Below are 13,846 nucleotides of genomic sequence, written 5' to 3'. Positions count from 1 at the left end.
GTGTGTCTTATTTCCCCCCGGGCGGCAAAGGCGGGGTGTCCGGCAGTGACCCGACTCACTCGCCCGGTGGGCCGATACCCTGCACGCGTGGCAGTGGGTGAACAGGAGCAGCAAGTCGCACGGCTCGCCACCGGGAGTACCCACCCGGTGACGCTGTCCCCCGTCCGCCCCCGCGCACCGCTCCCCCTGGAGGCCGACGAGCAGCGCGGGCTGAACGTCGTCCGCCGCTTCGGCACCGTCGGTTCCCTGTTCCTCGCGCTCGGCTCCCTGGGCGCCGGCGCCGCGCCGGTGATCAACCCGGTGCAGGAGATCCCGGTGCTGCGGCTGTTCACCCGCATCCCGACGGTGTCGCTCGCGATCGCCATCTCCGGCATGGGCATCCTGGTGCTGAGCTGGCTGATGCTCGGCCGGTTCGCCCAGCCCAGCCGCACGCGCCTGGCGTCGCAGGGCCAGCTGGCGCGCACGATCGCGCTGTGGGTGCTGCCGCTGCTGGTCATCCCGCCGCTGTTCTCCCGCGACGTCTACAGCTACCTCGCCCAGAGCGAGATCGTGCACCGCGGGATGGACCCGTACGTCCTCGGCCCGGCGCAGGCCCTCGGCGTCGCCGACCCGTTCACCGCGGGCGTGTCGAACATGTGGCGCGAGACGCCGGCGCCGTACGGGCCGGTGGTGCTGCGCCTCGGCGGCTGGCTGGCGCCGCTGGCCGGCAACAGCATCGCCGTCGGCGTCCTGCTGCAGCGGCTGCTCGCGCTGGCCGGCGTCGTCCTGATCGTCTGGGCGTTGCCCCGGCTGGCCCGCCGCTTCGGCGTCCAGCCCGCGACCGCGCTGTGGCTCGGCGCGCTCAACCCGCTGCTGATCTTCCACTTCGTCGCCGGCGCCCACAACGACGCGCTCGCCGTCGGCCTGATGCTCGCCGGCCTCGAGGTCGGCATCCGGCGGCTGCCGATCCGGGTGAAGGGCGACACCCCGCCGCCGCTGGCGCGCGGCGAACTGCTCTACATCGGGCTCGGCGTCGCGATCATCACCCTCGGCGTCGCGGTCAAGCTGCCCGCGGTGTTCGCGCTGCCGTTCTTCGCCGTGATGGTCGCGCGGCGCTGGCACGGCAGGCTCAAGGACCTGTTCCTGGCCGGCGCGCCGATGGCCGTGTGGTTCGGGGTGGTCCTGGTCGCCGTCTGCTTCGGCACCGGCCTCGGCTTCGGCTGGTTCGGGGCGACGTTCAACACCCCCGGCCTGGTCCGCTCCTGGATCTCCCCCACCGCCGAGCTGGCCAACCTCTCCGGCGTCCTCGGCATCGCGCTCGGGCTCGGCAACCACACCGACGCGCTGGTGCCGATCCTCGGCGTGCTCGGCTACGCGGTCGCGCTGGCCATCACGTTCAAGTTCCTCTGGGACAGCTTCAAGTGGCGCTACCGGCCCATCATCGGCCTCGGCGTCGCCCTCGGCGCGGTGATGATCCTGCAGATCAACCTGCAGCCGTGGTACGTGCTGTGGGCGGTGATCCCGTTGGCCGCCGCGGCCGGGACGTCCCGGTTCCGCGTCGCCGCGACGGTGATCAGCGCGGCCCTGCCGTTCCTGCTCCCCCCGACCGGCAGCACCTTCGACGGCCGCCCGTACGTCCTGCCGTTCGCCTACGTCGCGGCGATCGTCGTCTGCGGCAGCGGGATGCTGATCGTGCGGCGGCTCGCGCCCGTGTTGCTCGCCAAGCCGTCCCCGCGGCTGCCCGAGCCGGTCGACGCCGTATCGTGATCCGATGTGAGTGTCCCTGCCGTCGAGATCAGCGGGCTGGTCAGAAGCTACGGCTCCACCCGCGCGGTCGACGGCCTCGACCTGCGGATGGAGCGCGGCAGCCTGCTCGCCCTGCTCGGCCCGAACGGGGCCGGCAAGACCACCACCGTCGAGGTCTGCGAAGGCTTCCTGCGCGCTGACGCGGGCACGGTGCGGGTGCTCGGCCTCGACCCGGTCCGCGAGTCGGCGCAGCTGCGCCCGCGCGTCGGGATCATGCCCCAGGGCGGCGGCGCGTACCCCGGCGTCCGCGCCGACGAGATGCTGCGCCTGGTGGCCTCGTGCGCGGCTTCCCCCCTGGACCAGGGGTGGCTGCTCGAAGTCCTCGGCCTGGCCTCGGTGCGCCGGACGCCGTTCAAGCGCCTCTCCGGCGGCCAGCAGCAGCGGCTTTCCCTGGCGTGCGCCCTGGTCGGCCGGCCCGAGCTGGTGTTCCTCGACGAGCCGACGGCGGGCATGGACCCGCAGGCCCGCCGCCTGGTGTGGGACCTGCTGGCGGCGTTGCGCCGCGACGGCGTCTCGGTGCTGCTGACCACGCACCTGATGGAGGAGGCCGAGGCGCTGGCCGACACGGTGGTGATCGTGGACCACGGCAAGGTGGTCGTGTCGGGCGCGCCCCAGTCACTGACGACGGACGAAAGCGGCGCGGCCGGGCTCCGGTTCAAGGCCCGCACCCGCCTCGACACGGCCCTGCTGGCGGCGGCGCTCCCGGAGGGCTACGCAGTGCGCGAGTCGGCGCCGGGCACGTACACGGTGGTTGGATCGGTGGACCCGCAGGTGGTGTCGACGGTCACGGCGTGGTGCGCGCAGCAGGGCGTGCTGCCGGAGGAACTGCAGGTCGGCAAGCGGACCCTGGAAGAGGTCTTCCTGGAGCTGACCGGACGGGAGCTGCGGGCATGACTTTCGCTCCGGGGACTTTCACACCGGCGCCCGGCCGCGGCTCGCTGGGCCGGATGCTGCGCACGCACGCACGCGTCGAGGTCAGCCTGACCCTGCGCCACGGCGAGCAGGTGCTGCTGACGCTGCTCATCCCGCTGGCGCTGCTGATCGGGCTGTCCCTTTTGGACATCCTGCCGGCGTCCTCGCTGGGCGCCGTGCCCCGGGTGGACTGGATCACGCCCCGGATCCTGGCGCTGGCGGTGATGTCGTCGGCGTTCACCGGCCAGGCGATCGCCCTGGGCTTCGACCGCCGTTACGGAGTGCTGAAGCGCCTCTCGGCCACGGCGTTGCCGCGGTGGCTGCTGGTGGCCGGCCGCCTCGCGGCGGCCCTGGTGGTGGTGGTCCTGCAGTCGGTGATCATCGGCGTGGTGGCGGCGTTCCTCGGGTGGTCGCCGTCCCTGTCCGGTCTTCTGTCGGCGGTCCTGCTGCTCGTGCTGGGGACGTTGGCGTTCGGCGCGCTCGGCGTCCTGCTGGGTGGCGCCTTGCGGGCGGAAGCGGTGCTGGCGTTGGCGAACATCGTGTGGTTCGCGTTGCTGCTGGCCGGCGGAATCCTGCTGGCACCGTCGTCCCTGCCGTCGGGACTGGCGCGGGTGGTGGAACTGCTGCCGTCGGGAGCCTTGGCGGAAGGCATGCGTGCCGCGTTGGTGGACGGGACGTTCGCTCCCGGGCCGATGGTGGTGTTGGCGGTCTGGGCGGTGGTCGCGGGCGCGGTGGCTTCGCGGACGACCAAGCTCACCTGACGACCACTCCCGGCAAGCTCTCCTGGTCCCACTTCCACGCCAGCCCGACCCTCGCCCCCGGCGGCAGGCTCCGGGCGGACAAGTCGACGTACCTCGAAGACGAAACCGTCCGTATCCGGCGTGAGCCCGCGGGTGGCTCCTCCTGCATGTCGATCTCGGACGATCCCACGTACTCCCAGCACTTCCGGGGCACGCTGTCACTCGAGAACTGCGCCCTGACTAGCACTTCCCGAGCTCCTTGGCAGGTGATCGTGGTTTCGGTGTAGCTGGTGAAGCGAGCGGGGTGTTCGTAGCGGCTCCGGGTGGCGAAGAACCCGTACTCCCCTTCGTCGAGCGGAACGGCCAGCAGCACGTCGACGAGCAACGCGTCGCCTTCTTCGGAGATCTTGACCGGCTTGACCTTGCCGATCGTGCAGTTGAGGTACGGCTCCACGGTGACCCGGCCGCTCCCGGCGTGGGAGATCCCCTGGAGCGCCGCCGCCCTGACGCGGAAGCGGTCCACTCCGTCGCTCGTGGCCCTGATCCACCGCTCGGCCGTCCGCACCTCTCGCGTCCCCTTCGCGCTGACGAACGAGGTGACGACCAGGCGGTCCAGGTAGACCGGGTCCCAAAGATCGTTGTGCGCTTCTCCGCGCGGGAGCGGGGTTTTCTGCGTCGCCATCCACAGCGCCCGCAACTCGGCCTCGTCGCCGTCGAGGAAGCGGCCGACCCGCTCGACGAGGTCCCACGCCGGCACCCGGGAGCCCCGGAGCATTTCGTTGACCGTCGTGTGGCTCACCCCGCCCACCACCCCGGCGATCTTCCGGGTACTCGGTTTTCCCGCCTTGAGGTGCAGCTTCCGGAGCGTCGCCGCCAGCAGCTCTTCGGGCGTCACGTGCGCCACCTCCTCCGAGGGCGTCAGGCCCATCGTAAGGAGCTGTAAAAGCACTGTAAACCGCTGTAACAGCGGAACTTTTACATGATCTTACGTTCGCTGCCATCGTGGTTCTTCTGCTTCGCTGGTGGACAAGGAAGTATCCGATGCCCAAGTCGAACCGATCTTCGTCGCGAACCGACCGAGCGCGGACTTTGGTCACCTTCGGCGGCGCGGCCGTCGTGTCCCTGGGTTCGGCAGCCTGCGTTTGCGCGTGGCTGAACGGAGAATCGCTCACCGTCGCGGTCCTGACCTTCGGCGCGGCGATGGCGGCTCTGCTGAACGCGCTCGTCGCGGTGGCGACGTTCCTGGCCGGGCACCCGCGGGACGACGTCGTCCCGGATCGGCCGCGCGGGCGCGGGAAAGGCGCGGAACGCGGGCCGAAGAAACGCCGCTGAACGGACGACACCGATTTCCGCCGTCAGGACCTAGGTCCCTTGCGGCGGTCCTCGCATTCTGGGCGCCGGGACCTGCCGAAAGCGCGTTTCCCGCGCGCTCTACCATCGATGCCGTGCCGTTCACCAGCCTCGTCGCCCGTCTGCCGTTTCCCTCCGCCGCCGTGCAGCGGGCCGTCGGGGTCGCCGCCGTCGTCGCGCAGGCGCTGATCGGCGTCACCGGGTCCATCGTGCGCGTCACCGGGTCCGGGCTCGGCTGCCCGACCTGGCCGCAGTGCGTCGCCGGCAGCCTCGTGCCGAAGCACGACTCCGGGATCGACGCCCTCAACCAGTGGATCGAGTTCGGCAACCGGCTGCTCACCGGCGTCGTCATCGTCGTCGCCGCCATCACGGTCGTCACCGCGTGGCGCGTGCAGATCGACCACCCGGGCCGCAAGCGCCTGGTCAAGCTGGCCTGGACGATGCCCGGCGGCGTCGTGCTGCAGGCCGTCGTCGGCGGGCTGACCGTGCTCGCGAAGCTCGAGTGGTGGACCGTCGCAATCCACTTCCTCGCGACGACGCCGCTCGTCTGGCTCGCCGTCCTCCTGCTGCGCGCGTTCCGCGAAGGCGACGAGCCCCCGCGGCTGCTGGTCCCCGCCGCCGGCCGCACGATCCTCATCCTGCTCGCGGCCGTGATGTGGCTCGTGCTGGCGGCGGGCACGACGGTGACCGGCGCCGGCCCGCACAGCGGCGACATCAACACCCACCGCCTCGACGCCCCGGTCGAGTCGCTCGCCCAGATCCACGGCGGCCTGCTGGTGCTCTACCTGTTGCTGCTCGCCGTGTTCGGCCTCCAGCTGCTGCGCGTCGGCGCCCCGAAGAGCCTCTGGCGGCGCTACACGGCGGTCTGGGTGGTCGCGGTCGCGCAGGGCGGGCTCGGTTCACTGCAGTACGCGCTGGGTGTGCCGGAGGCGATGGTGTCCTTCCACGTCCTGGGCGCGATGGCGGTCATCATCGCGACGGCGACCCTGTGGACGGGCAGCCGCGACCGCGGCCCGGTGACATCGCTGACCGCGGCGCCGCGCGAACTCACCGCAGCCTGAAGTCAACGCCGGCTTCACTCGGCGTCGGCGTGGGTGTCCGATTCGTGAGCTACTGTTCGCGCCATGACGTCGCGCACCGCGCCCAAGCCGCTCGTCTTCCACCGCCGGGGCACCGGCGAGATGATCGTGCTCAAAACCTTCCTGCTCGTGCCGTTCGCGGCGCTCCTGGCCGCGATCCCGCTGGTCTGGGGCTGGGGCATGTCCTGGGTCGACCTGGTCCTCGCGGCCGCGTTCTACGTGTTCGCGACGCTCGGGGTGACGGTCGGCTTCCACCGGTACTTCACCCACGGCGCGTTCAAGGCGTCGCGGCCGCTGCGGGTGGGGCTGGCCATCGCGGGCAGCATGGCGGTCCAGGGATCGGTGATCTTCTGGGTGGCCAGCCACCGCCGCCACCACGCCTTCGCCGACCGTGAAGGCGACCCGCACTCGCCGTGGCTGTTCGGCACGTCCCCGTCGGCGCTCCTGCGTGGTTTCTGGCACGCGCACATGGGCTGGATGTTCGGCCGCGAGGTGACCAACGCGGACCGGTTCGCCCCGGACCTGGTGGCGGACGCGGACGTCCTCTGGGTGAACCGGTACTTCTGGCTGTGGATCACGCTGAGCCTGGCCCTCCCGGCGGTGCTGGGTGGCCTGCTGACGTGGTCGTGGTGGGGCGCGGTCACGGCGTTCTTCTGGGCCGGCCTGGTGCGGATCGCGTTCCTGCACCACGTGTCGTGGTCGGTGAACTCGGTGTGCCACCTGATCGGCGAGCGGCCGTTCGCCAGCCGCGATCGCGCGGCCAACTTCTGGCCGCTGGCGCTGCTGTCGATGGGCGAGTCGTGGCACAACTCCCACCACGCCGATCCGACCTGCGCGCGCCACGGGGTGCTGCGGGGCCAGGTCGATGTGTCGGCCCGGGTGATCTGGGCGTTCGAGCGGCTGGGATGGGCGACGAACGTGCGATGGCCGCGAGCTGACCGGCTGGCCGCCAAGCGGGCCGAGGCCAACGCCTGACAACAGGTCCGGACGATGCCCGGACCCGCATCGTCGGCGCGGAAGGGAAGCGGGGGTTCTCTTTCGTGTCAAGGAGTCCTCTTTACCGTGAGGCCACCATCCAGACGAAGGGACTCACGGTGAAAATGGACAAGAAGAGCTGCAAGCTCGCGCTGAGCGTGGCCGCAGCCGCGCTGGCCGTGGTGGCCGGAGCGATTGCCGGTGGCGAAGGTGGCGGGAACACGGGCAACGCCGTCAACGGCAACACCGACGGCAACACCGGCACCTACGCGCTGCCGGCCGGCGGCGGCGGCAACACCGGCAACAGCGTGGACATCGGGTACTGACCTCAGGTCGGTCGCGAGCATTCACCTGAAGGCGACCCGGTAACCCTTCCGCGGATGACTCCGTCGAGGATGGCGTGGCGAGCGAAAGCCATCCTCGACGGGCATCAACTGCCGGTCACCGTCCTATCCGCGACAACAGATCACTACCGCAAGGTGTACTAGTACGCCATCATGGGGGTAGGACGGTGGCAAAGCCGCGTGCGCCAGCTGCCGACCATCACGCACGGTAGTAGATCTTGCGGAAGCAGTACCTGGGTGTGGGCACCGACAGAGGAGGCAGCGCTTGGAGCACCACGAAGTTCACGTCGGCGGCAGTGGGGCAGGCGGCGGCAACACCGGTAACTGACCCGATCGAGCGCCGGCTCGTCCGGAGAAGGAAGCCACACTGGCGCAGTGTGGCTTCACCTTCGTCTACGCCAGCTGCTGCCGCACCGCGGAAGCGAACCGCATCGGGGCGGCCTCGTCCGCCTGGCGGAAGCCCAGTGAGGGCTCCGTCAGCTCCAGCTCCAGCAGCAACGGCCGCCCGTCCGCTCCGCGCACCACGTCCACCCGCGCGTACAGCAGCTCGGCCCGCAGGATCCCCAGCAGCGCCGAAGCCGCGTCCAGGACGTCCTCGGCCAGCGCCACCACGTCCGCCGGCGGGGAAGCCGGGGTCAGCTTCTCCTCCAGGTACAGTCCCGCCGCGTCCATTGTGGACCCCAGCATCGCGCCTTTGGCGAACGCGTGGGAGTAGAGCCCGCCCAGGTACACCAAAGCGAGCTCGCCGGCGCTGTCCACACTGGACTGGTACGGCTGGACCAACGCCGTGTGTCCTTCGGCGTGCAACGCGGCCACGTGCGCCGAAGCGTCAGCGCCGGAAGCGAACCGCGCCGCTCCGCGAGACCCCGCGCCCACCGATGGCTTCACCACGAAGTCCGACGACGGGAAGGAAGCCGGCGAACCCGGCTCGACCAGCGCCGTCGGGACCACCGCCAACCCCGCGTCCAGCAGCTCCACCAGGTACGACTTGTCCGTGTTCCACCGCACCACGCCGGCGGGGTTGAACAGCGACGGCACCGACTCGCACCACGACAGGAACTCCGCGCGCCGCGCGGGGTAGTCCCAGGTCGCGCGCAGGATCACCGCGTCGGCCGCCGCGAAGTCGTAGTCCGAATCCCAGGGCGCCCACGACACCGAAAAGCCCAGCGCGGACAGGGCCGGCACCACGGCGTCGTCGTCGCCGTCACCCGAGGGGAGTTCCGCGCAGCTGACCAGGACCGCGGTGCGGCTCACCGGCCCGCCATCTTGCGGCGGTGCTCCGGGCCGATCTTCGTCTGGTTGACCGTCTCCGCGTCCCACGTCGCCGGCGCGAGGTCCTCGACCGCCTCGATCAGCGCTTCGCCCGTGGCCACCGAGGGCACCACCACGTCGCCGAGGGCGCCGTCGGCGCCGACGAGCACCACGCGGGCGCCCGCCCGGCCGATGTTCTCCACCACCGCACGGGACGGCTTGCCGTGCGCCCGCACGAACTTGCGCGCCGCACCCAGCTGCGCACTCGACGGCGGCACGACGGTCTCTTCGGATTCAGCCACGTCCCGAACCATAACGAAGAACCGGCCGGAACGCGGAACAGCGTGGCCTCGGCCATAGTTGCACCCGGAGAACCCGACCCGAGGAGGACCCATGCCCACCGCAGTGCAGGTGACGAAGACCGGCGGCCCGGAAGTGCTCGAACCGGCCGAAGTGGACGTCCGCGCGCCGCAGGCCGGCGAGCTCCTGGTCGACGTCGCCGCGGCCGGGGTCAACTACATCGACACCTACCAGCGCCAGGGCATCTACCCGATGGACCTGCCGTTCGTCCTCGGCCTCGAAGGCGCCGGCACCGTCGTGGAGGCGGGCGCCGACACCGGCTTCGCCCCGGGCGACCGCGTCGCGTGGCAGGGGTCGATCGGCAGCTACGCGGTCCGTAAGCTCGTCCCGGCGTCGGTCGCGGTGAAGGTCCCCGAAGGCGTTTCCCTGGAGACCGCCGCCGCGACGATGCTGCAGGGCATCACCGCGCACTACCTGGTCGCGTCCACCTTCGAGGTCAAGCCGGGCCACGACGTGCTAGTGCACGCGGCCGCGGGTGGCGTCGGCCTGCTCCTGGTCCAGCTGGCGAAAGCGCGCGGCGCCCGCGTCATCGGCACGGTGTCGACCGAGGAGAAGGCGAAGCTCGCCCGCGAAGCCGGCGCCGACGAGGTGATCCGCTACGACCGTGAGGACTTCGCCGAGGTCACCCGGGAGCTGACGAACGGCGAAGGCGTCGACGTCGTCTACGACGGCGTCGGCAAGGACACCGTCGACGGCAGCCTGGCCAGCCTGAAGGTCCGCGGCCTGCTCGCCTTGTTCGGCGCCTCCAGCGGCCCGGTGCCGCCGCTGGACCCGCAGCGCCTCAACTCCGGCGGCTCCCTGTACCTGACGCGCCCGACGTCCGGCCACTACGTCCGCACGCGCGAAGAGCTGGACTGGCGCGCGAAGGAGCTCTTCGACGCCATCACGGCGGGTCAGCTGAACATCCGCATCGGCGGCAAGTACCCCCTGGCCGACGCCCGCAAGGCCCACGAGGACCTGCAGGCGCGCCGCACCACCGGAAAGCTCCTGCTCATCCCCTGACCCGAGCGCCCCAAGGCGGCCTTGGGTGCGTCACACGCACCCAAGGCGGCCTTCGGTGCGTCTCACGCACCGAAGGCCACATTGGGGCGCTGGGGACTCAGGCCGCGCCGACGGCCACGGCGTCGGTGACGAACACCAGCGTCTCGTTCGGCTTCATGCCGTTGCCGCCCTGGCCGTAGGCCAGGTCCGGCGGGATGATCAGCAGGCGGCGGCCGCCCTGCTTGATGCCCGTCAGGCCCTGGTCCCAGCCGGGGATGACCTCGCCCGCGCCGAGGTTGAGGTCGAACGTCTTGCCGCGGTCGAAGGAGCTGTCCAGCTTCTGCTTGTCCGACCACGTGACCAGCAGGTAGTTCATCTTCAGCTTCTGCCCGGCCTTGGCCGGGGCACCGGTGCCTTCGGACAGGTCCTTCGTGACCAGCTTCTTCGGCGGGTCGCAGTCGTCCGGGACGGTGATCGTCGGCACTTCCCCGAACTTGCCCGTCGTCTTGACGTCGTCCGCGGTGCACTCGCGGCCCTTGCTCTGGGGCGCCGGCGCGGCGCTCGACGACGGGACCGGCGGGCCCGCCGGGGCGGCCGTTTCGGTCTTGGCCTGCTGGCCGCACGCGGCCAGCGACAGCGCCGCCGCGGCGACGACCACGATCTTCCCGATGTTCTGCATGCCGGGCACCCTAGCCAAGCACGGAGAGTGCCGGGACTTCGTCACCGGTCGTGACCACGCCGAGCCGGCGCGTGGCCCGGGTCAGGGCCACGTACAGGTCGTTGAGCCCGCGCGGCGACCCCGCGACGACCTCGTCCGGCGCGACCAGCACCACCGAGTCGAACTCCAGGCCCTTCGACCGCTCCACCGTCAGCACGCTCAGGCGTTCGTCATACGAGCCGAGCAACGCCGAGATCGCCTCGAGACGACCGGAAGGCACCAGGACCGCCACCGTGCCACCGTCCGCTTCGGACAGTTCGCGCGCCACCAGCCCGGGCAGCTCCGCCGCCAGGGACGCCGGCCGCACCGACCACGGCGCCACCCCGGTCTCCCGCACCGACGACGGCGCCGACAGCTCCGGAGAGACCTCCGCGAGCACCCGCGCCGCGACGGCCATGATCTCGGCGGGCGTGCGGTAGTTCACGGTCAGCTGCTCCAGCCGCCAGCGGTCCTCGACGTACGGCGAAAGCACCTCGCCCCACGACCGCGCCCCGCCCGCCGCGCCGGTCTGGGCGATGTCGCCGACCAGCGTCATCGACCGGTTCGGCGTGCGCCGCATCAGCAGCCGCCAGTCCATCGCCGACAGCTCCTGGGCCTCGTCGACGATCACGTGGCCGAACGTCCAGGTCCGGTCCTGCGCGGCCCGCTGGGCCGCGGTCAGCTCGCTGCGCGCCTGCTGGCGCTCGGCGAACAGCTCGGCGTCGAGGACGTCGGACACGCGCAGCAGTTCCTCGTCGATGATCTCTTCGTCCTGTTCGAGGATGTCGAGCACGCCCTCGGCGTACGCGCGTTGCTCGCGCTCCCGGCGTTTGCGCTCCACGCGGGCCTCGGTGTCGTCGACGCCGATCAGCTCGGCGAGCTCGTCGAGCAGCGGCACGTCGGCAGGAGTCCAGCGGGCGTCGCGGGCGCTCTCCAGCAGAGCGCGGTCCGCCTCCGGCAGCAGCTTCCCGGCCGCGCTGTCGAGCCGTTCGCGGTCGGCGAACAGGTCGTCGAGCACGCCTTCCGGGCTCAGCACCGGCCACAGCTCGTTCAGCGCCGCCGCGACGTTCTCGTCCGCGGCCAGCTCGGCGCGGATGTCGGCCAGGTCCTGTCCGTCGAGGAGGTCCTCCCCCAGCTTGCGGGCGGCCTGGCGGGTCAGCGCGTCGAGGACGTCGGAGACGAACAGGCGCCGCGCCGGGTTGTGCGGGCGCCGCGACCGGCGGGCGCGGGTGCGCGCGTCGGTGCACGTTTTGCGGTCGAGCTTGAGGACGTCGTGCTCGTACTCGATCTCCAGCACCGGCTCGGGCACGCGCTGGCGGTCGCGGACGGCGTTGGCGAGCACGTCGGCCATCACCAGCCTGCCCTTGACCTCGGTGGCGTCGCGGGACTCGGCGCCGTCGGCGTCCAGGCCCGGGTAGAGCTGCCCGATGGTGGCGAGCAGCACGCCGGTCTCGCCGAGCGACGGCAGCACCTGGCCGATGTAGCGCAGGAAGGTGCTGTTCGGCCCGACGACGAGCACGCCGCGCGTGGTGAGCTGCTGGCGGTGCGTGTAGAGCAGGTAGGCCGCGCGGTGCAGCGCGACGGCGGTCTTGCCGGTGCCCGGGCCGCCCTGGACGACCATGACGCCGCCGAGCGGCGCGCGGATGATGCGGTCCTGCTCGGCCTGGATGGTCGCGACGATGTCGCTCATCTCGCCGGTGCGCCGCTGCTCCAGCGCGGCCAGCAGCGCGGCTTCGCCGGCCAGCCCGAGGTCCTGGCCCTGGTCGGCGGCGGTGAGGTCGAGGATCTCGTCGTCGAAGCCGGTGACCTTGCGGCTCAGCGACCGCAGGTGCCGGCGCCGCCGCACTCCTTCGGGTGACGCGGCGGTGGCCAGGTAGAACGGCCGCGCGACCGGCGCGCGCCAGTCCACCAGCAGCGGCTGGTAGTCGTCGTCTTCGTCGAACAGCCCGAGCCGGCCGATGTAGGTGGTTTCCTCGGCGCTCTCGGGGACGAAGTCGAGCCGGCCGAAGGCCAGGCCCTGCTCGACGGAGCCGAGCTGGGCGAGCCGGTCGGTGTAGAGGGTGGTGGCGACGTCCCGCTCGGTGCGGGCCTGCGGGGTGCCGCCGGTCTGCCGCAGGGTTTCGTCGAGGCGGCGCTGGGCTTCGAGGCGCTCGGCGTCGAGCTTCGAGTAGAGGGTGGTGACGTACGCCTGCTCGCGGGCGAGCTCGGCGGAAAAGTCGTCCGAAGACAAGGATCCTGCTTTCGCCTCAAGGAAAAAGAGCCAACGAAGTGTAACGGCGGCCGCCGCGCGATCATTCCGTCCCGAGGGCGCAGTACGGGGAGACCTCGCTGCCGGACGCCAGGGTGACGGGCAGCACCTTCTCCCCCGGCGCGCACGACACGCTGGCCGGCGGGAGCTGTTCCCCACCGGTGATTCGCCCGTCCGGGGCACGGAACAGCACGGCGGCACCGCGGCTGGTCAGCGCGCGGCAGTTCCCGGAGCGGTACCGGACTCCGCCGGGAACGACGTCGGCGGTCACGGGCGTGAAGCCGCCGAGGGACTCCGAGGGCAGCCAGGTGACCGGGCCGACGGCAGGCCGGTCGAGGACGACGCCGACCCGCTGTCCCGGGGTGAGCACCGGCACCTCCACCGTCCGGGCGCCGGAGGTGACGACGATCCGGTAGGCGGCCAGGGTGCTGGTGTTCTCCAGCACGGCGGTACCCGGGCCCTGCTCGGCGACGCGGACGGCACCGCCGTCGGGGGCCGGGCCGGGGACGGCGGTGATCTTGGCCGGGATGGCGCAGCCGGTCCCGAGGAGCCGGTTCTGGTCGAGGTCGAGCCGGCCGTGGCCGAGGAGCGCGAGCAGTCCGAACACGGCGATCGCGACCACGGCGACGCCGATCTTTTTGAGCACCGCGATTCTCACGGGATCCCGGCGCTCCGGCTGACGACGCGGTGGAGGTCGCCGGGCCGGGCGGCGGACGAACCGGCGGCCACGTGCACCATGATGCGCGCGCTGGGCTGCCAGTAGGTGCGCAGCTCGTCCGGGTAGGGCACCTCCGCCAGCGGCATGGCCCGCCGGGCGAGCAGCGCGCCGGCCTCGTCGAACGTCACCGGGCCGGGGAAGTCGCCGTAGCGGTCGCGGAGCACGCGGTTGACCAGCCTGGGTCCGGGATACCGGCGCCGGTGCGCCTGCACCGGAAAGTGCTCCCCCGCCCACGGCTCCCGCGCGCGGCCGCGGTGCCGGAAGAACTCGACCAGGCCGTGGTCGCGCCACAGCGTCCGTGAGCCGGGGGTGTTCTCCGCGTAGTCGTCGCCGCGCAGCTCGACCACCCGCTCGGGTGACCAGGTGTGGCCGGCGCCGAGGACGGTGCCGGACTCGATGACGTCGG

Annotated in this window: 15 protein-coding genes; 8 read left to right on the top strand and 7 right to left on the bottom strand. The window is 71.7% G+C overall.

Annotated elements, in window-relative coordinates:
- The first annotated feature begins 93 nt into the window (after positions 1-93).
- From mptB to ACLJOU_RS23685, 3 genes are read left to right on the top strand one after another with little or no spacing between them, the layout of a single operon-like run.
- Positions 94-1,746 carry a polyprenol phosphomannose-dependent alpha 1,6 mannosyltransferase MptB gene (gene mptB / locus ACLJOU_RS23695; RefSeq protein WP_410570289.1) on the top strand — a complete coding sequence of 551 codons (1,653 nt, stop codon included), beginning with the start codon at positions 94-96 and terminating at the stop codon, positions 1,744-1,746.
- 6 nt (positions 1,747-1,752) lie between these two features.
- Positions 1,753-2,679: an ABC transporter ATP-binding protein gene (locus ACLJOU_RS23690; RefSeq protein ID WP_410569977.1), complete on the top strand. Its 927-nt coding sequence runs from the start codon at positions 1,753-1,755 to the stop codon at positions 2,677-2,679.
- Positions 2,676-3,458, top strand: coding sequence for an ABC transporter permease (locus ACLJOU_RS23685; RefSeq protein WP_410569975.1), 783 nt, complete (start codon positions 2,676-2,678; stop codon positions 3,456-3,458). Before ACLJOU_RS23690 ends, ACLJOU_RS23685 begins: the two co-directional genes overlap by 4 nt.
- Here the strand turns inward: ACLJOU_RS23685 and ACLJOU_RS23680 are convergent.
- Positions 3,451-4,365: a hypothetical protein gene (locus ACLJOU_RS23680; protein WP_410569974.1), complete on the bottom strand. Its 915-nt coding sequence runs from the start codon at positions 4,363-4,365 to the stop codon at positions 3,451-3,453. The two genes, ACLJOU_RS23685 and ACLJOU_RS23680, sit on opposite strands and share 8 nt — an antisense overlap.
- Positions 4,366-4,478: 113 nt before the next feature.
- Here ACLJOU_RS23680 and ACLJOU_RS23675 point away from each other — a divergent pair, with 113 nt between their 5' ends.
- The 4 genes from ACLJOU_RS23675 to ACLJOU_RS23660 all read left to right on the top strand — a co-directional run bounded on the left by ACLJOU_RS23675 (position 4,479) and on the right by ACLJOU_RS23660 (position 7,167).
- Positions 4,479-4,769, top strand: a complete 291-nt coding sequence (locus ACLJOU_RS23675; protein WP_410569972.1) for a hypothetical protein — start codon at positions 4,479-4,481, stop codon at positions 4,767-4,769.
- A gap of 113 nt (positions 4,770-4,882) precedes the next feature.
- The gene (locus tag ACLJOU_RS23670; RefSeq protein ID WP_410569971.1) at positions 4,883-5,848 is read left to right on the top strand and encodes a COX15/CtaA family protein; all 966 of its coding nucleotides are present in this window, start codon (positions 4,883-4,885) and stop codon (positions 5,846-5,848) included.
- 63 nt (positions 5,849-5,911) lie between these two features.
- Entirely contained in the window at positions 5,912-6,841 is a 930-nt protein-coding gene (locus tag ACLJOU_RS23665; RefSeq protein WP_410569969.1) for an acyl-CoA desaturase, read from the top strand.
- Between the two features lie 125 nt (positions 6,842-6,966).
- Positions 6,967-7,167, top strand: a complete 201-nt coding sequence (locus ACLJOU_RS23660) for a hypothetical protein (RefSeq protein WP_410569968.1) — start codon at positions 6,967-6,969, stop codon at positions 7,165-7,167.
- Positions 7,168-7,578: 411 nt separating this feature from the next.
- Here ACLJOU_RS23660 and ACLJOU_RS23655 read toward each other — a convergent pair whose 3' ends face one another.
- The gene (locus ACLJOU_RS23655; protein ID WP_410569966.1) at positions 7,579-8,439 is read right to left on the bottom strand and encodes a RimK family alpha-L-glutamate ligase; all 861 of its coding nucleotides are present in this window, start codon (positions 8,437-8,439) and stop codon (positions 7,579-7,581) included.
- Complete coding sequence (locus ACLJOU_RS23650) at positions 8,436-8,750, bottom strand: hypothetical protein (RefSeq protein WP_410569964.1); 315 nt, start codon at positions 8,748-8,750, stop codon at positions 8,436-8,438. The genes ACLJOU_RS23655 and ACLJOU_RS23650 overlap by 4 nt, the downstream gene beginning before the upstream one ends.
- 79 nt (positions 8,751-8,829) lie before the next feature.
- Between ACLJOU_RS23650 and ACLJOU_RS23645 the strand changes: the two genes are divergently transcribed.
- The gene (locus ACLJOU_RS23645) at positions 8,830-9,798 is read left to right on the top strand and encodes a quinone oxidoreductase family protein (RefSeq protein ID WP_410569963.1); all 969 of its coding nucleotides are present in this window, start codon (positions 8,830-8,832) and stop codon (positions 9,796-9,798) included.
- 97 nt (positions 9,799-9,895) lie between these two features.
- On the opposite strand, the gene ACLJOU_RS23640 is transcribed toward ACLJOU_RS23645, so the two are convergent.
- The 4 genes from ACLJOU_RS23640 to ACLJOU_RS23625 form a co-directional block, all read right to left on the bottom strand.
- The gene (locus ACLJOU_RS23640) at positions 9,896-10,456 is read right to left on the bottom strand and encodes an FKBP-type peptidyl-prolyl cis-trans isomerase (RefSeq protein WP_410569962.1); all 561 of its coding nucleotides are present in this window, start codon (positions 10,454-10,456) and stop codon (positions 9,896-9,898) included.
- A 10-nt stretch (positions 10,457-10,466) separates the two neighbouring features.
- Complete coding sequence (locus tag ACLJOU_RS23635; protein WP_410569960.1) at positions 10,467-12,704, bottom strand: HelD family protein; 2,238 nt, start codon at positions 12,702-12,704, stop codon at positions 10,467-10,469.
- Between the two features lie 61 nt (positions 12,705-12,765).
- The gene (locus ACLJOU_RS23630) at positions 12,766-13,368 is read right to left on the bottom strand and encodes a hypothetical protein (protein ID WP_410569958.1); all 603 of its coding nucleotides are present in this window, start codon (positions 13,366-13,368) and stop codon (positions 12,766-12,768) included.
- A gap of 8 nt (positions 13,369-13,376) precedes the next feature.
- On the bottom strand, positions 13,377-13,787 hold the full coding sequence (locus ACLJOU_RS23625) for a hypothetical protein (protein ID WP_410569956.1): 411 nt from the start codon (positions 13,785-13,787) through the stop codon (positions 13,377-13,379).
- Positions 13,788-13,846 lie beyond the last annotated feature (59 nt).

The sequence above is a fragment of the Amycolatopsis sp. cmx-4-61 genome, from assembly GCF_046548775.1.
Lineage (GTDB): Bacteria > Actinomycetota > Actinomycetes > Mycobacteriales > Pseudonocardiaceae > Amycolatopsis.
This window is presented reverse-complemented; position numbering and strand designations above follow the sequence as displayed.

Bases quoted from the DNA above. Each gene is read 5' to 3' on its own strand.
- ACLJOU_RS23685 (WP_410569975.1), top strand. From the start codon at position 2,676: ATGACTTTCGCTCCGGGGACTTTCACACCGGCGCCCGGCCGCGGCTCG.
- ACLJOU_RS23680 (WP_410569974.1), bottom strand. From the start codon at position 4,365: ATGGGCCTGACGCCCTCGGAGGAGGTGGCGCACGTGACGCCCGAAGAG.
- ACLJOU_RS23675 (WP_410569972.1), top strand. From the start codon at position 4,479: ATGCCCAAGTCGAACCGATCTTCGTCGCGAACCGACCGAGCGCGGACT.
- ACLJOU_RS23665 (WP_410569969.1), top strand. From the start codon at position 5,912: ATGACGTCGCGCACCGCGCCCAAGCCGCTCGTCTTCCACCGCCGGGGC.
- ACLJOU_RS23660 (WP_410569968.1), top strand. From the start codon at position 6,967: ATGGACAAGAAGAGCTGCAAGCTCGCGCTGAGCGTGGCCGCAGCCGCG.
- ACLJOU_RS23650 (WP_410569964.1), bottom strand. From the start codon at position 8,750: ATGGTTCGGGACGTGGCTGAATCCGAAGAGACCGTCGTGCCGCCGTCG.
- ACLJOU_RS23645 (WP_410569963.1), top strand. From the start codon at position 8,830: ATGCCCACCGCAGTGCAGGTGACGAAGACCGGCGGCCCGGAAGTGCTC.
- ACLJOU_RS23640 (WP_410569962.1), bottom strand. From the start codon at position 10,456: ATGCAGAACATCGGGAAGATCGTGGTCGTCGCCGCGGCGGCGCTGTCG.